This is a genomic window from Microbacterium helvum, assembly GCF_014779795.1.
Lineage (GTDB): Bacteria > Actinomycetota > Actinomycetes > Actinomycetales > Microbacteriaceae > Microbacterium > Microbacterium helvum.
Genome location: NZ_JACXZS010000007.1, coordinates 118,667 through 134,231 on the forward strand (window position 1 = coordinate 118,667; position 15,565 = coordinate 134,231).

Annotated in this window: 14 protein-coding genes and 1 tRNA gene; 3 read left to right on the forward strand and 12 right to left on the reverse strand. The window is 71.0% G+C overall.

Annotation, left to right across the window (positions count from 1 at the left end; genetic code table 11):
* Positions 1-2 precede the first annotated feature (2 nt).
* A complete protein-coding gene (locus tag IF188_RS11950) occupies positions 3-728 on the reverse strand; it encodes an ABC transporter ATP-binding protein (RefSeq protein ID WP_191172032.1) in 726 nt (241 codons plus the stop codon).
* A gap of 73 nt (positions 729-801) precedes the next feature.
* A complete protein-coding gene (locus IF188_RS11955) occupies positions 802-2,271 on the reverse strand; it encodes an ABC transporter permease (RefSeq protein WP_191172033.1) in 1,470 nt (489 codons plus the stop codon).
* Positions 2,272-2,528: 257 nt separating this feature from the next.
* Between IF188_RS11955 and IF188_RS11960 the strand changes: the two genes are divergently transcribed.
* On the forward strand, positions 2,529-3,257 hold the full coding sequence (locus IF188_RS11960) for a response regulator transcription factor (protein ID WP_191172034.1): 729 nt from the start codon (positions 2,529-2,531) through the stop codon (positions 3,255-3,257).
* Positions 3,254-4,861, forward strand: a complete 1,608-nt coding sequence (locus tag IF188_RS11965) for a sensor histidine kinase (RefSeq protein WP_318152867.1) — start codon at positions 3,254-3,256, stop codon at positions 4,859-4,861. The genes IF188_RS11960 and IF188_RS11965 overlap by 4 nt, the downstream gene beginning before the upstream one ends.
* 78 nt (positions 4,862-4,939) lie before the next feature.
* Here IF188_RS11965 and IF188_RS11970 read toward each other — a convergent pair whose 3' ends face one another.
* From IF188_RS11970 to IF188_RS12005, 8 genes are all read right to left on the reverse strand, one after another.
* Positions 4,940-6,502 (reverse strand): FAD-dependent oxidoreductase, encoded by a 1,563-nt coding sequence (locus IF188_RS11970; RefSeq protein ID WP_191172035.1) that lies wholly within the window; start codon positions 6,500-6,502, stop codon positions 4,940-4,942.
* Between the two features lie 4 nt (positions 6,503-6,506).
* The gene (locus tag IF188_RS11975) at positions 6,507-7,061 is read right to left on the reverse strand and encodes an MOSC domain-containing protein (protein WP_191172036.1); all 555 of its coding nucleotides are present in this window, start codon (positions 7,059-7,061) and stop codon (positions 6,507-6,509) included.
* Positions 7,058-7,993, reverse strand: a complete 936-nt coding sequence (locus tag IF188_RS11980; protein WP_191172037.1) for an FAD:protein FMN transferase — start codon at positions 7,991-7,993, stop codon at positions 7,058-7,060. The genes IF188_RS11975 and IF188_RS11980 overlap by 4 nt, the downstream gene beginning before the upstream one ends.
* Before the next feature lie 2 nt (positions 7,994-7,995).
* On the reverse strand, positions 7,996-8,502 hold the full coding sequence (locus IF188_RS11985; RefSeq protein WP_191172038.1) for an FMN-binding protein: 507 nt from the start codon (positions 8,500-8,502) through the stop codon (positions 7,996-7,998).
* Positions 8,503-8,570: 68 nt separating this feature from the next.
* A complete protein-coding gene (locus tag IF188_RS11990; RefSeq protein WP_224751788.1) occupies positions 8,571-11,348 on the reverse strand; it encodes an HAD-IC family P-type ATPase in 2,778 nt (925 codons plus the stop codon).
* A 51-nt stretch (positions 11,349-11,399) separates the two neighbouring features.
* Positions 11,400-12,434, reverse strand: a complete 1,035-nt coding sequence (locus tag IF188_RS11995) for a ribose-phosphate diphosphokinase (RefSeq protein WP_191172039.1) — start codon at positions 12,432-12,434, stop codon at positions 11,400-11,402.
* Positions 12,409-13,881: a bifunctional UDP-N-acetylglucosamine diphosphorylase/glucosamine-1-phosphate N-acetyltransferase GlmU gene (glmU, locus tag IF188_RS12000; RefSeq protein WP_191172040.1), complete on the reverse strand. Its 1,473-nt coding sequence runs from the start codon at positions 13,879-13,881 to the stop codon at positions 12,409-12,411. Before glmU ends, IF188_RS11995 begins: the two co-directional genes overlap by 26 nt.
* A 1-nt stretch (position 13,882) precedes the next feature.
* A tRNA-Gln gene (locus IF188_RS12005) sits at positions 13,883-13,954 on the reverse strand.
* A gap of 274 nt (positions 13,955-14,228) precedes the next feature.
* Between IF188_RS12005 and IF188_RS12010 the strand changes: the two genes are divergently transcribed.
* Positions 14,229-14,735, forward strand: coding sequence for a MarR family winged helix-turn-helix transcriptional regulator (locus IF188_RS12010; RefSeq protein ID WP_191172041.1), 507 nt, complete (start codon positions 14,229-14,231; stop codon positions 14,733-14,735).
* Between the two features lie 18 nt (positions 14,736-14,753).
* Here IF188_RS12010 and IF188_RS12015 read toward each other — a convergent pair whose 3' ends face one another.
* Both IF188_RS12015 and IF188_RS12020 read right to left on the reverse strand, forming a co-directional pair.
* Complete coding sequence (locus IF188_RS12015) at positions 14,754-15,236, reverse strand: SRPBCC domain-containing protein (protein WP_191172042.1); 483 nt, start codon at positions 15,234-15,236, stop codon at positions 14,754-14,756.
* Entirely contained in the window at positions 15,233-15,565 is a 333-nt protein-coding gene (locus IF188_RS12020) for an ArsR/SmtB family transcription factor (protein ID WP_191172043.1), read from the reverse strand. Before IF188_RS12020 ends, IF188_RS12015 begins: the two co-directional genes overlap by 4 nt.

The window sequence follows — 15,565 nt, forward strand, 5'->3', positions numbered from 1 at the left end:
GCTCAGCGCGTGATGTCGCGCACCGCGCCCTTGTCCAGACGCAGTCGGCGCCGCGCCCGCCGGGCGACGGCGGAGTCGTGCGTCACGACGATGAGAGTGAGACCCTCGTCGTTGAGCTTCTGCAGGACCGCGAGGATCTCATCCCGCATGCTCTCGTCGAGGTTGCCCGTCGGCTCGTCGGCCAGCAGCACGCGCGGGCGCTTGACGATCGCGCGCGCGATCGCGACGCGCTGCTGCTGACCGCCCGACAGCTCCCCGGGTCGGTGGTCGCCGCGCTCGGCGAGCCCGACGTGCGCGAGCGCCTCGGTCACACGGGCAGTCCGCTCGTCCTTCGAGAGACCGAGCGGTTCGAGCGCCATGTCGACGTTCTCATGCGCAGTGAGCGTCGGAATGAGGTTGAACCCCTGGAAGACGAACCCGATCTCGTGCGCGCGGATGCGGCCGAGCTCGCGGCCAGTCGCCGTCGCGATGTCGAGGTCGCCCAGGTGCACGGCGCCGGTCGTCGGCCGGTCGAGCGCGCCCAGCAACTGCAGCAGCGTCGACTTGCCGCCACCGGTGGGGCCCTGGATGGTCACGAAGTCGCCCGCCTCGATCTCGAGGTCCACGCCGACGAGGGCCTTCACGACGCGGCCCTTCTGGGTGTACGTGCGCGTGACGCCTTCGAGGCGGTAGATGGCGTGCGGCGCGGCAGCCGGGTCCGCGGCCGGCTGGGTGTCGGTCATGGTCATGTCGTCGTCTCCCGGTTCGGTAGGGGAAGGGGTGGATGCCGCATCGCAGCGTGTCGTGTCGGTCACGGCCGTCTCAGCCGACCGATCGGAGTGCTTCGGCGGGGCTCAGCCGCGCGGCGCGCCAGCCGCCGAACGCGCCGGCGACGAGTCCGCCGAGGACGGCGATGCCGACCGCCGCCACGACGACCCACACGGTGATCGGCGCGCTCAGCACGATGTCGGTCGTCGTCTGCTGCACGGCGCCCATGAAGCCGCCGCCCGGTCCGCCCATCTGTGGCCCGCCGCCGTCGCCGAGCGACGGCGAGGAGGGCGCCGCCGAGATGGTCGGCGAGACGAGGTTGATCGCGATGATGCCGGCGAAGCCGATGGCGAGACCGATGATGCCGCCGATGAGCCCCTGGACCACCGACTCCCCCGCGACCTGCCCCACGACGCGACCGTTCGACCAGCCGATCGCCTTGAGCGTGCCGAACTCCCGCGTGCGCCGCGAGACGCCCGAGATCGTGAACAGCACGGCGAGCACGAGCGCGACCGCGAGAACGATGATCGACAGCCACGTGCCGAGGTTGGTGATGAGCGACGTGGCACTGGACAGAGAGCTCGACACGGTCGAGGCGAGGTCATCCTGCGAGCTGACGGTGGCGTCCGGGAGGGCCGCTTCGAGCGAGGTCTGCACCGAGCTGATCTGGTCCGAAGACGCGGCCTGCACGTAGACGGTCGAGATGACGTCGCCGGCACCCGACAGCTCCTGCGCGACGTCGAGAGGGATGTAGACGTTCGACGCCGTGTCGGCCGAGTCCGACGTGGAGGTGACGATTCCCACGATCTCGAAGTCGGTGCCGCCGACATCGATGCTGTCGCCCACCGCGAGGTCGGAGGTGGTGGCGTACGTCGAGTCGAGCACGGCGACGTAGGCACCCTCGTCCGACGCCTCCAGGCCGCGTCCGTCCGTGAGTTCGACGGCCGAGAGCGGGCCGACCGCGTCCGCCGACGGGTCGATGCCGAGCACGGTGAACGAATCGACATCGAAGGAGCCGCCGCCGAAGCCGCCGCCGCCCTCGCCCTGCTGCGGCGGGCCCTGCACGGCGTCGGTGGATCCGTCGCCCGAGTCCGTCGGGCGCTGCGGCAGCTCGCCGTTGAAGGTCGTGTTGGTGAGGCTGAGCGCCGCGGAGGCCCCCGAGACGCCGTCGATCCCCGTCACCGTGTCGAGCGTCGACGCGTCGAGCGTGCCGCGCATGAAGTCCGTCATCAGCCGGGACTGGCTGAGCTCGGTGGTGCCGTCGTCGCCGGTGGTGCCGCCGTCCTCGCCGAAGTCGAAGCGCTGGCCGCCGCCCTGCCCGGGCTCGGCCTGCGCGCCCGTCACCGTCAGGTCGGTGCCGATTCCGTATACCGACTGGAGCGCCTGCGCCTGCGCGGCGCTGACCCCCGCGGCGAGCGAGTTGACGATCATCACGAGGGCGATCGCGATCGCGAGGCCGGCCGCCACGATGATCGTCTGCTTCTTGCGGCCGGCAAGCTCCCGCCGCAGATAGGTCATGAACATAGCTGTCTAGGGGTCTCCTCCCGGCGGGCAGGATGCCGGCCGTCGTGAGGACGCTACGGACAGCGCTCATGCGCACTTCCAGCGCGAGCTATGAGGAACTGATGAATGACGGCATCCATCCCGGTTCGAATCGCGCACTCGGCGCCCGACCGAGGGCAAACACTGCAAAGTGCGCGATTCGAAACGTGGGTGAGGTTCACAGCCGGAACATAGCCCGCTCCATAGCAACCACATAGGAAGCCGTTCACAATGGACGCATGACGACCCCCGCTCCCGCCCTTCTGCGTCCCGACGGCTCGAACCTCCGCGTGCTCGTGGTGGACGACGAGCAGATGCTCACCGACCTGCTGTCGATGGCGCTGCGCATGGAGGGGTGGGAGGTGCGCACCGCCGGCTCCGGCTTCGAGGCGCTGCAGACCGCGCGCGAGTTCGAGCCCGACGCCATGGTGCTCGACATCATGATGCCCGACCTCGACGGCATGGCGGTGCTGCAGCGGCTGCGCCAGTCGGGCGACGACGTCCCCGTGCTGTTCCTGACCGCGAAGGACGCGGTCACCGACCGGGTCGCCGGCCTCACCGCGGGCGGCGACGACTACGTGACCAAGCCGTTCAGCCTGGAGGAGGTCGTCGCCCGGCTGCGCGGCCTCATGCGCCGCGCCGGCACCGCCCACGCGGCCGGCGCCGAGCCCATCCTCCGCGTCGCAGACCTCACCCTCAACGAGGACAGCCACGAGGTCGAGCGAGCAGGCACCGAGATCGAGCTGACCGCGACGGAGTTCGAGCTGCTGCGCTACCTCATGCGCAACCAGCGTCGCGTCGTGTCGAAGGCGCAGATCCTCGACCGCGTGTGGAACTACGACTTCGGCGGACGCTCCAGCGTCGTCGAGCTATACATCTCGTATCTGCGCAAGAAGATCGACGCGGGCCACGAGCCCCTCATCCACACCGTGCGAGGCGTGGGGTACATGATCAAGGCGCCGCAGTGACCGACACCTCTCCCACGCCTCCGGCGGAGGATCGGGATGCCGCCACCGCCGCGACGCCGGCGGTGGCGGCATCCGCTCCCCCGCGCGCGGGCGACGAGGCGACCTCCGCGAAGAAGGAGCGTCTGCGCCGGCCGTGGACGCTGCAGCGCAAGCTCATCGCGACGGTCGTGTCGATCACGTCGTTCATCCTGGTGCTCGTCGCGGTGGCGACCAGCGCGATCCTCGCGGGGGTGCTGGAGGCGCAGCTGGATTCAGACGTGAAGGCCGCGCGGCAGAGCGTGGATTTCGTCCGCGGGTACATCGTGCTCGGTCAGTCGGCCGAAGAGATCCTGCAGCAGCAGCAGCCCCGGCGACCCGGCTACTTCCTCGCCGTCGGCACCTCGACGACCGACCCGTCGGCCGCCGTGGTCGACGAGGACGGCGACGTGGTCCCGCTCACGGCGGCGCAGATCGAAGAGATCGACAAGAGCCTCTCGACGCAGCACGGCCAGTTCGTCGTCACGGTCGAGGACCTCGGGACGTACCGGATCGAGGGAGTCCCCGTCGGCGGCAACGCCTTCGCGATCGTCGGGCTGTCGCGTGCGGGCGTCTCCGCCACCATGACGCGCATGCTCACCACGATCGCCCTGCTCACCGTCGGCGGCCTGATCCTGCTCACCGTCGCCACGGCCTGGACGATCCGCGTCGGGCTCGCGCCGCTGCGCGCCGTCGCCGACACGGCCGATCGCGTCTCGAACCTCAAGCTCGACCAGGGCGCCGTGTCGATCACCGAGCGCGTGCCCGACGCAGAGGCCGATCCGCGCACCGAAGTGGGGCGGGTGGGGGCGGCGCTCAACAGCCTGCTCGACCACGTCGACGAGTCGCTCACGGCCCGCCAGCGCAACGAGGAGCGCATGCGCGCCTTCGTGGCCGACGCGAGCCACGAGCTGCGGACGCCGCTGGCTTCGATCCGCGGCTACTCCGAGCTCTCGCTCAAGGCGCTCGGCCGCGCCCTTCGACAGGCTGAGACGCCGGACGCCGGCACCATCGAGACGACCGAGTCGTCGCTGGAGCGCATCCAGGCGCAGTCGCTGCGGATGACCTCGCTCGTCGAGGACCTGCTGCTGCTCGCGCGCCTCGACGAGGGTCAAGAGCTCGTCTACGGCAGCGTCGACCTGACCCGTCTCGCCATCGACGCCGTCGGCGACATCCGCACGACCGCCGCCGAGCACGACTGGGTGCTCGAGGTCGGCGAGGAGCCCGTGACGATCGCCGGCGACGCCGGGCGGCTGCAGCAGGTCATCACGAACCTGCTCGCCAACGCCCGCACGCACACCCCGGCCGGCACGGTCGTGACCGTGCGCGTCGCCCGCGAGGGCAGCAACGCCGTCCTCATCGTCCACGACGACGGACCGGGCGTGGACCCCGCGATCAAGGACGAGCTGTTCGAACGCTTCTCGCGCGCCGATCGCTCACGCGCCCGCCAGACGGGTGGCACCGGCCTCGGGCTCTCGATCGCCCGGGCCATCGTCGACGCGCACGGCGGCAGCATCCACGTCGACAGCGCCCCCGGCGACACGACGTTCGAGGTGCGCCTGCCCGCGCGCCCCACCGACGCCGCGTGACCTCTCCGCCCGACCCGACCCGATCCGCGACGAGCCGCGATGGGCCGGGGCTGGCCGGGGCTGGCCGGGGCGGACGGTTCAGTACCCGCTGAAGGCGTCGGTCGTGATCGACCGGGCCCGCTCCAGCGCAGGCGCGAGATCGGCGATGAGGGCCGCAGGACCCGAGATGTATGCGTGCCGCGAGGCGATGTCGGGCACGACGCGCATGAGGCCGTCCGCGTCGAGCCGCACACCCTGGGCCCACTCCCAGTGGGCGGGGAGGTCGGCCGGGCGGTCGCGCGTGAAGACCACGACGCGGGCGCCGGACGCGGCGATGTCTTCGCGGTACGCGAGCTCGGACGAGTCCGACGCGACGTAGACGAGCACGACGTCACGCTCGCTTCCCGCGGCCGTCGCCTGCCGCAGCTGCGACACGAACGGCGTGACCCCGATGCCGGCGGCGACCATGAGGATCGGCGCGGTGTCACGCTTGGGCAGCAGGAAGTCGCCCCACACACCGGTGATCGCCAGCGCGTCGCCGGGCTGCACCTGCGCGAGCGCCTGCTTGTACGAGCTCAGCGACGTCGCGCTCTTGCCCTCCTTGAACGCGACCTTCACGAGCGGAAGGTCGGCGGGCGCCGAGGCGATGCTGAACTCGCGCCGCGTGCCGCGGGCATCGGGGTGACGGTGCGGCACCTCGAGCTCCAGGTACTGGCCGGGCAGGAATGCCAGCCGGTCGTGCACGCGGAACGTGAGCTCCTGCACGGTCGGGGTGGGTTCCGTGCGCGACACCAGGGTCAGCCGGACGGCGGTGCGCAGGGCGAACGCGAAGGCGACGAGGTTGCCCACCATCAGCGCCCGCTCCTGGCCCAGGGTGATCTCGCCGATCGGGATGGGCCAGCCGCACAGCACGCCGACCACGGCGGCGACCGTGAACTGCTGCCAGCGCCGAGGCGGGAGCGTCAGCGGCTCGGACAGCATGAAGGCGCCGAGGAACAGGAAGGGTGAGGACCACAGCACGGGCCACAGGACATCGAAGGTGTCGACCTCGACCCCGGCCGACTGAGACATCGCCGCGGTGCGGATCACCGCGACGGCCACCGCGATCACGAGGAAGACCGAGATCACGCGCACCTTCTCGGTGCGCACCAGCACCGCCAGCCCGAGCAGGATCACCGGTGCGGCGAGCGCGGGGGTGCCCACCCACCACGACGAGGCGCCGAGATCGGGCCACGCCAGGCTCAGCAGCGTCAGCACCGTCGCGCCGACGGCTGCCGGGTTGAAGATGTGCCGGCCTCGCCAGGCGAGCACGTACTTCGAGAGCGAGGCCACCGCAGCGGCGATCACGATGCCGACCAGGCCCAGGAGCTCGAGTGTCGGACGCAGCACGAACAGCAGGATGTGCGCGGTGATGAGCGACGACTCGAGACGCCAGGGAAGGTTCAGCATTCGCTGGGCGGCGGCATCCACCCCCACGCAGACCGCCGACAGCACCACGAGCGTGACGATCAGCTGCCAGGGGTCGGGTCCGACGAGGCCGAAGAACGACAGCAGCAGCGCCACGACGGCCAGTGCCGCCAGCGCGAAGTACACGAGGCGGTACATCGACAGCTTGCCGAGCACCGCGTAGACGCGGTTCCAGAGCGCGGTGAGGTTGCCCATCGGGTCACACCGGCTGCAGGGGCTCGTGACGGCCGGCCGGCGCAGTGACGCGGATGCCGTCGCCCGGCCGGACTGTGCCCCCGGTGAGGACGACCGACATGACGCCCGCGAGGCGCACGGTGTCGCCCGCGTCGTCGACATAGACCAGCTCTTTCATGAGTCCTTCCGAGATGCCGTTGATCTGGGCGCACGGGTTGCGCAGGCCGGTGATCTCGATCACCGCCTCGTCGCCGAGGTGCAGGCGCGTGCCGCGAGACAGCCCCAGCAGGTCGACGCCCGTCGTCGTGATGTTCTCGCCCAGGGCGCCGGGCGTCACGACGTGTCCGCGCGCGGCCATGTCGTCGAACAGCTCGGCGTGGATGAGGTGCACCTGCCGCAGGTTCGGCGTCGTCGGGTCCCGTCTGACGCGCGAGAGGTGCTGCACGGTGACGCCGGCGTGGGCATCCCCCTCGACGCCGAGCCCGGCGATCAGGGTGATGCTCTCGCGCGTGGGCTTGCTGAAGCGATGCGCGTCGTCGCGCGAGACCGCGACGACGTGTCCGGAGGAGGGCTCGGTCACCGTTCCAGGCTATTCGGTCGCGGAGCGGGCACGGTCCGTCGGGCACCGCGGTCCGCACCGACGAACAGGTCGGCCCGGCAGCCGGGCGACCACTCGACGCGGCCGTCGGTCGTCATGCGCACCCATTCGGCGCCCCACTCGTGCGCGAGCCGGGGCCCGCCGTCGAAGAACAGCGCGGTGGCCACGGCGTCCGCCGTCATCGCGTCGGCGGCCACCGCCCAGGTCGCGGCATACGTCCGCACCGGCTGACCGGTGCGCGCATCGATCACGTGATGAAGCGTGCCGCCCGACGCCGAGGGCCAGGAACGCCGGCCCGTCGCCGAGGCGCACAGTGCGGCATCCTTCACCTCCCACACGCCGATGGCGCGCCGGGGGTCGAACGGATGCTCCAGCCCGACGCGCTCGGCACGCCCGCGCACGGCGAGATCGCCACTCGCGTCGACGACGACATCGCCGTCGACGGCGTCGCGGACGACATCGAGCACGAGGTCCACGAGTCGTCCCTTGCCGAGGGCTCCCACGTCGATCGTCGCCGGCAGGGCGAGCGCGAGGGTGTCGTCGGTCCACGTGACCAGCTCACGCCACGCCGCGGGGGCGGCGAGCGCGCCGCGGTCGCGGAGCGAATACGCCGCGTCGTAGCCGAGTGAGTCGAGGGATGCCGCGACCAGCGGATTGACCGCCCCGTCGGTGGCCTCGTCCAGCGTCACGAAGGCGTCGAGCATGAGCGCGGCGTCCGGCGGGGCCGGCACAGAGCCTCCGCCGCGCGCGAGAGCGCACACGACAGAATCGGCCCGGAACCGCGACCATCCCCGGTCGAAGCCGTCGATCACGGCGCACACCGCGTCTCGGGTCGCGTCTCGGAGGGGTTCGGCGGTCGCGATCTCCCACGTCGTGCCGATCGCGTCGAAGCGCCACGGCGCCGACGCGGCCATGATCAGCTCGCCGCCTCGGACTTGATGGTCTCGATCGCCTTGTTGAAGCCGTCGCTGGTGAGCGACGAACCGGCTACGCGGCTCACCTGCAGCTCGTCGATGTCCTGCCCGACGACCACCGCGGCGATGCCGCCGATGAACTTGCCCTGGTACTCCTCGGACTCCCGCTTCTGCGGGTTGCCGGTGACCTCGACGTCGGTGACGACGTCACCCTGCAGCGTCACGGTGACCGAGATCGTCTCGACCGACTCCGGCGTCGCGTACGTGCCCTCGGCGGTGTAGGTGCCGTCTGCGTACGACCCGGTCGACCCCGTCGAGCCGGTGCCGGTCGAGCCGTCGCCCGCGGTGTCGCCGGTGTCGCTCGTGTCGCCGGACGAGGTCGCGCCCGTCGCAGGCTCTTCGGCCTCGGACGCCGCCGGCGCGCAGCCCGCGAGCAGGACGATGCCTGCGGCCGCACCGAAGGCGGCGGTGACGCGGACGGGATGTGAAGCGAGTGCGGTGCGGATCATGGTGGTCCTCCTGGCTCGTGAGCGTCCGGGCGAGATGTATGCGCCCGCAGGCATCCTCGCAACCGGTCCTATGAGCCGCCTTTGAGCGCACCCGCAGAAGCAGATGAACGCCGCCGCACCGCCTTGAGCGCCTCGACCGCGAAGAAGATCGCGATCGACACGGCGAGGGGAAGGATCCAGGATGCCGCCGGCAGGGGCCGCGAGTCGAACAGCAGGTTCATGAACGGGGCGTACGTGTAGATCAGCTGCAGTACGACGAGGGCGAGCGCCGACCACCACACGACGCGGTTGCCGCGCAGCACGTCGACGGTGAGGCTGGAGCGCGTCAGGAACCGGCAGTTGAACAGATAGGCCAGCTGTCCGAAGGCGAGCATCAGGACGGCCTCGGTGCGGGCGGTCGCCACGTCCACTCCGGCGGCGGTGACGCCGTAGAAGACGCCCATCGTCGCTCCGCCGATCAGCAGAGACACCACGATCACGAAGCCGAGCTCGCCGCGGTCGACGATCGGGCCGCCGCTCGCGCGCGGCGGCCGCCGCATGATGCCCCGCTCGGCGGGCTCGTACGCGAGGGCGAGCGACAGGGTCACAGCGGTGATCATGTTGACCCACAGCACCTGCACGCTCGTGACCGGCAGTGCGAGGCCGAACACGACGGCGACGAGGATCACCAGGGACTGCGCCCCGTTGGTGGGCAGCAGGAAGACGATCGACTTGCGCAGGTTGTCGTAGATGCGCCGCCCCTCGGCGATCGCGCTGCGGATCGTCGCGAAGTTGTCGTCGGCGAGGACGAACTCCGCGGCCTCCTTGGTCGCCTCGGTGCCCTTGATGCCCATCGCGATGCCGACGTCCGCACGCGTGAGCGCAGGCGCGTCGTTGACGCCGTCGCCGGTCATCGCGACGACTTCGCCGTGCGACTGCAGCGCCCGGACGATGCGGATCTTGTGCTCGGGACTGGTGCGCGCGTACACGTCGACCTCGCGCACGACCTCGCGCAGCTGCTCCTGGCTGAGCGCTTCGAGCTCGGCTCCGGTGAGCACCGTCGCATCGGGGCCGGCGAGCCCCATCTCGTTCGCGATGGCCAGCGCGGTGCCGGCGTGGTCGCCCGTGATCATCTTCACGCCGATACCGGCCGCGTGGCAGTCCGCGATCGCCTCGATCGCCTCCGGGCGCGGCGGATCGACGATTCCCCAGAGGCCGAGGAACTCCAGGTCCACGAGGTCGTCGAGCGCGAACTCGTCGGTGGTGGCGCGCACGGGCTTGCGCGCCGCCGCGAGGACTCGCAGCCCCTGCCCGCTGAGCTCGGTGAGCACCGCGTCCCACCGCGCGAGATCGAGCGGTTCCGACCCGTCGGCGCCGCGCTGCGTGAGCGAGCGTTCCAGCAGCCGGTCGGGTGCGCCCTTGACGAGGATCGCGCGCGACACCTCCCCGTCGGCGCCGCCGGTGCGCGCCGCCTCGTTGAGCGTCGCCATGAGCTTGTGCGCCGAGTCGAACGGGATCACGGCGACGCGGCGGCCGCCGGCCGAGCCCACCCCGCCCTTCATCGCCGCCACCTTGAGGGCGCCCTCGGTCGGCTCGCCGACGAGTGTCCAGGCTCCGCCGTCGTCCTGCACGATGTGCGCGTCGTTGCACAGCGTCGCGACCGACAGGATCGCGGCGAGGTCGCCGGTGCCGCGCGCGACGTCGGCTCCGCCGGTCGCGCGGATCGCGCCGTCCGGCGAGTACCCGAGGCCCGACACCTCGTACGCGGCGACCGGAGTCACGATGCTGCGCACGGTCATCTCGTTCTTCGTCAGCGTGCCGGTCTTGTCGGAGCACACGGTGGTCACCGATCCGAGCGCCTCGACGGCGGGGAGCTTGCGCGTGATCGCATTGCGGCGCGCCATCTGCTGCACGCCGATCGCGAGCGTGATCGTGACGAGAGCAGGAAGGCCCTCGGGGATCGCCGCGACCGCGAAGCCGATGGCCGCCGAGATCAGCTCGTCGTACGGCATCCCGTGAAGGAAGCGTCCGATCATCAGCATGACGGCCGCCATCCCGAGGATCACGACGGTGAGCACCCGGCCGAAGCCGTCGAGCTGACGCGTGAGCGGCGTGGCGAGCGACCCCGCTTCGTCGGAGAGGGCCTGGATGCGGCCGATCTCGGTCGTGACGCCGGTCGCGGTGACGACACCCTGCCCCTGGCCGGCGCTCACGATCGTGCCCGAGAACGCCATCGAGCCGCGGTCGCCGACGCCCGCCTCGACGGGCACCGGACCGACCTCCTTCGACGAGGGAACCGACTCGCCCGTGAGCGCCGCCTCGTCGATGCGCAGTCGCGACGCCTGCATCAGCCGCAGGTCGGCGGGCACCTTGTCGCCCGGCATGAGTCGTACCACGTCGCCGGGGACGAGGTCGGCGGAGGGCACCGTGACCCACGCGCCGTCGCGGCGCACCGTGGCATCTGACGACAGCATCCCGCGGATCCCGGCGAGCGCCTTCTCGGCCCTGCCCTCCTGGATGAAGCCGATCACCGCATTGATGATCGCGACCGCCATGATGACCCAGAAGTCGAGCCAGTCCCCCATCAGCGCCTTGATGACCGCGGCGGCCAGCAGGATGTAGATGAGCGTGTCGTTGAAGTGCGCCAGGAACCGCACGACCGCGGGCTTGCGCTCGGGCTCGGGCAGCTCGTTCGGCCCGGCGACCGCCAGGCGGGCCGCGGCATCGGCCGCGTCGAGGCCGCGCGCACCGGTCGCGAGGTGCGACAGCACGGCTCCCGTCTCCAGCGCCCACGGGCGAGGCACGGTCAGGCGCGCCTCGGTCAGCGGTGCCCCGTCAGTTCGTGCAGAGTCCAGCGGCTGCGACATCGATGCTCCATCCGTGTGTCGCCGCCGGTCGTCACCCGTTCCGCAGTGGCCTCAGGCGGCCCCGTCGAACATGCTGGTGACGGAGCCGTCCTCGAACACCTCGTGGATCGCGCGGGCGAGCAAGGGGGCGATAGGCAGAATCGTAAGCGTCGGGAAGCGCTTCTCGTCGGGGATCGGCACCGTGTCGGTCACGACGACCTCGTCGATGGCGGGGCTCTGCAGTCGCGTGGCAGCGGGATCGCTGAAGATCGCGTGCGTCGCCGCCACGATCACCTTGACGGCGCCGTTGGCCTTGAGCGCCTCTGCGGCCTTCACGATCGTGCCGCCCGTGTCGATCATGTCGTCGACGAGCAGGCAGACGCGGCCGTCGACGGCGCCGACGATCTCGTTCACCGTGACCTGGTTCGCGACGTTCGGGTCGCGGCGCTTGTGGATGATCGCGAGCGGCGCGCCCAGGCTGTCGGACCACTGGTCGGCGACGCGCACGCGGCCAGTGTCGGGCGACACGACGGTGAGGCGCGCGCGGTCCTCGGCGCTGAGCGTGTTCTCGAAGTACTCCAGCAGCACCGGCTTCGCGAACAGGTGGTCGACGGGGCCGTCGAAGAAGCCCTGGATCTGCGCGGCGTGCAGGTCGACGCTCATGACGCGGTCGGCACCGGCGGTCTTGAAGAGATCGGCGACCAGGCGCGCGCTGATGGGCTCGCGGCCGCGGCCCTTCTTGTCCTGACGCGAGTACGGGAAGTACGGGGCGACGACGGTGATCCGCTTGGCCGACGCGCGCTTGGCGGCGTCGAGCATGATGAGCGTCTCCATCATCCACTCGTTGACCGGCGGCCCGAAGCTCTGGATCAGGAACAGGTCGCACCCGCGGATCGAGACCTCGAACCGCGTGAGGATCTCTCCCGACGCGAACGTGCGGTACTCGGTCGGGACCAGCTCGGTGCTCAGCTGCTCGGCGACCTGCGCCGCGAGCTCGGGATGAGAGCTGCCGCGTGCCACGACGAGGCGCTTCTTGGTCTTCGCGACCAATCCGGGGGCGATGTCATTCGCCCGGTCGAGCTCAACGGTCTTCTTCTTGCGCGCCATCGTCCGCCTTCTGTGCGCTGCGGGCCTTGGCGGCGACATCCGCCGCCCCGGTACCCGGTCTGTTCTTCTCGACCCACCCCTCGACGTTGCGCTGAGGGGCGACGCTGAGAGCGAGTGCACCGGCGGGCACATCCTTGCGGATGACCGCCCCGGCCCCGGTCTTCGCGCCGTCTCCGATCCTAACGGGCGCCACGAAGACGTTGTGCGACCCGGAGTGGACCTCGTCGCCGATCTCGGTGCGGTGCTTGGTCAGGTCGTCGTAGTTCGCCGTGATGGCGCCGGCGCCGAGGTTGACGTGACGGCCGATCGTGGTGTCTCCGATGTACGACAGGTGCGGCACCTTGCTGCTCTCGCCGATGGTCGAGTTCTTGATCTCGACAAAGGTGCCGATCTTGCCCTTGTCGCCCAGGTACGTGCCCGGCCGCACGTACGCGAACGGGCCGACGGTGGCCTTCGCGCCGAACACGGCGAGCGTCGCGTCGGTGCGCGTGATCGTCGCATCCTCGCCCACCTCGCAGTCGACGAGACTCGTATCGGGCCCGACGACCGCGCCCGTGGCGATCGTGGTCGCCCGCAGGATGTGCGTGTTGGGCAGCACCGTCACGTCGGGGGCGAGCGTCGCGTCCACGTCGATCCACGTCGTGGCGGGGTCGAGCACGGTCACGCCCTCCAGCTGCCAGTGGCGCACGGTGCGGGCGTTGAGCAGACGGGCGACCTCGGCCAGCTGCACGCGGTCGTTGACCCCGAAGGTGACGGTGACGTCGTCGACGATGGATGCTGCCACCCGCCCGCCCTCCTGCCGGACGAGCCCCGCGACGTCGGTGAGGTACTTCTCGGCCTGCGCGTTGTCGGTGCCGATCGCGGGCAGGTGGGTGCGGAGCGTCTCGGCGCGGAACACGTACATGCCCGCGTTGATCTCGCGGACGGCGCGCTCGGCCTCGTCGGCGTCCTTCTGCTCGACGATGCGCGCGACGGCGCCGCCCTCGTCGCGGATGATCCGGCCGTAGCCGTTCGCGTCGTCGACGACGGCGGTCATGAGCGTCACCGCGGCGTCGGCCGCGCGGTGGGCGTCGACGAGCGACGCCAGCGTGACGGCATCCACCAGCGGAGTGTCGCCCGAGAGCACCAGCACGTCGCCCTCGAACCCGGCGAGCCGATCCAGCGCGACTTCGACCGCGCGTCCGGTGCCGGGGATCTCGTCCTGGTCGACGATGTCGGCCTCGGGAGCGATCTCGGCGACGGCATCGGCCACCAGGTCGCGCTCGTGGCGCACCACGACGAGCGTGCGCTCGGGGGTGAGCAGGGCCGCAGCGGTCAGCACGTGGCCCACGAGCGGTCGGCCGCCGATGCGATGGAGCATCTTGGGCAGCGACGACTTCATGCGCGTGCCCTGGCCTGCGGCGAGGACGATGACGGCGAGCGACGGATCGCGGGTCGTGTCTGTCATGCTCCGCCGCCAGGATTCGAACCTGAACCTCACAGCTCCAAAGGCTGTCGTGCTGCCGTTACACTACGGCGGAACGCGGCCCCCGGTCGCCGGAGCCCACCCGTCAAGTCTGCCAGACACGCGGGCCGCGGCATCCGCTCGCGACGTGCCCGCCCCCACCCTCGCCGCCCCGCCCTCGCCCCCGCCCCTCCGCCGACCTCGGCCTCTCCCCACCTGGAGCGTCGACATCGCGGTTTCTCGTCGAGGAGCCCCGTTGTCGACGGCGACAGCGGGGTGTCTCGGCGAGAAACCGCGTTGTCGACAGAATCGGGAAGGGGGGTGTGGCCGGGGCTCGCGATAATGGGGGGATGACGGCGCAGAGCGACGAGGTGGATCGCATCGTGGAGGCCTGGGTCGCCCAGCGCCCCGATCTCGACTTCTCGCCGCTGGGCGTGCTGTCTCGGGTCGACCGGCTCTCGCGGCACCTCGACCGTGCGCGGCGCGACGCGTTCCGCCGGAGCGACCTCGAGCCGTGGGAGTGGGATGTGCTGTCGGCGCTGCGTCGCGCCGGCGAGCCCTTCCAGCTGAGCCCGAAGCAGCTGCTGCAGCAGACGCTCGTCTCCAGCGGCACGATGACCAACCGGATCGACCGGCTGGTGGGCCGCCGGCTCGTGCGCCGCGAGGCCGATCCCGCCGACGGCCGCAGCGTGCTGGTGACGCTCACCGACGAGGGGCAGATCAGAGTGGATGCCGCGATCACGCGTCTCGTCGACGCCGAGGCGATGCTTCTCGAGTCGCTGTCGCGCGCCGACCGCGACCGGCTGGCAGCCCTGCTGCGAAAACTGAGCCTCGGCTTCGACGCGGCCGGCGCCTGAGCCCTCGGAACCGCCGGCTCAGGCCGCGCGGCTCTCGGCGAGCGCCGCGAGCGCCTCGGTCACGGCACCCCAGCCGTCGAAGAATCCGAGCTCCTCATGACGGTCGCGCGTCCCAGGGTCGGCATGCCGCACGACGACCCGGTAGTCCGTGCCGTCGGGATGCTCGGCGAACACGATCTCGGCGGTCAGCGCGACAGGCGCAGGCGAGGCGGGGTGCCAGCTGCTGTCGATCGCATTCGTGAACACCAGCCGGGCACCGTCGTCGACGACGAGGAATACGCCGTCGGTGTGCGGTACGAACTCCTCACCGTCGTCGCTCATGCTCGTGACGAAGGCGCCGCCGGGGCGGACGTCCAGCTGCTCGACGCGGGCGATCGTCGGCGCCGGCACCCACCACTGCGCCACCTGGGCCGGGTCGGTCCAGGCTTGCCACACGACGTCGCGCGGCGCACGGATCACGCGGTCGAGGGTGAGATCGAGACGGGGATCGATGTCGGTCATGACTGCTCCTGCGGGTCGGTGACGAAGGCGGACAGACGGTCGGTGCGGCCCTCCCACACGCGTCGCTGCTCGTCGAGCCACCCGTCCACGACGGCGAGCCGTTCGCGGTCTAGGATGCACATGCGCACGCGACCCGATTTCGCGGTACGCACCAACCCGGACGACTCCAGCATCCGCACGTGCTTGAGGAACGATGGCAGGGCGATCGCGAAGGGCCGGGCCAGCTCGCTCACGCTCGCCGGCCCCTCGCCGAGACGGCGGATCACCGCGCGTCTGGTCGGATCGGCGAGCGCCACGAACACCGCGTCGAGCGCCTCATGCTTAGCCAT

What these genes read in the sequence shown, in the direction of transcription:
- glmU (WP_191172040.1), bottom strand. Translation starts at nt 13,881, where the DNA reads ATGACAGACACGACCCGCGATCCGTCGCTCGCCGTCATCGTCCTCGCC.
- IF188_RS11995 (WP_191172039.1), bottom strand. Translation starts at nt 12,434, where the DNA reads ATGGCGCGCAAGAAGAAGACCGTTGAGCTCGACCGGGCGAATGACATC.
- IF188_RS11955 (WP_191172033.1), bottom strand. Translation starts at nt 2,271, where the DNA reads ATGTTCATGACCTATCTGCGGCGGGAGCTTGCCGGCCGCAAGAAGCAG.
- IF188_RS12010 (WP_191172041.1), top strand. Translation starts at nt 14,229, where the DNA reads ATGACGGCGCAGAGCGACGAGGTGGATCGCATCGTGGAGGCCTGGGTC.
- IF188_RS11960 (WP_191172034.1), top strand. Translation starts at nt 2,529, where the DNA reads ATGACGACCCCCGCTCCCGCCCTTCTGCGTCCCGACGGCTCGAACCTC.
- IF188_RS11950 (WP_191172032.1), bottom strand. Translation starts at nt 728, where the DNA reads ATGACCATGACCGACACCCAGCCGGCCGCGGACCCGGCTGCCGCGCCG.
- IF188_RS11970 (WP_191172035.1), bottom strand. Translation starts at nt 6,502, where the DNA reads ATGGGCAACCTCACCGCGCTCTGGAACCGCGTCTACGCGGTGCTCGGC.
- IF188_RS11980 (WP_191172037.1), bottom strand. Translation starts at nt 7,993, where the DNA reads ATGGCCGCGTCGGCGCCGTGGCGCTTCGACGCGATCGGCACGACGTGG.
- IF188_RS12015 (WP_191172042.1), bottom strand. Translation starts at nt 15,236, where the DNA reads ATGACCGACATCGATCCCCGTCTCGATCTCACCCTCGACCGCGTGATC.
- IF188_RS11990 (WP_224751788.1), bottom strand. Translation starts at nt 11,348, where the DNA reads ATGTCGCAGCCGCTGGACTCTGCACGAACTGACGGGGCACCGCTGACC.
- IF188_RS12020 (WP_191172043.1), bottom strand. Translation starts at nt 15,565, where the DNA reads ATGGCTAAGCATGAGGCGCTCGACGCGGTGTTCGTGGCGCTCGCCGAT.
- IF188_RS11985 (WP_191172038.1), bottom strand. Translation starts at nt 8,502, where the DNA reads ATGATCCGCACCGCACTCGCTTCACATCCCGTCCGCGTCACCGCCGCC.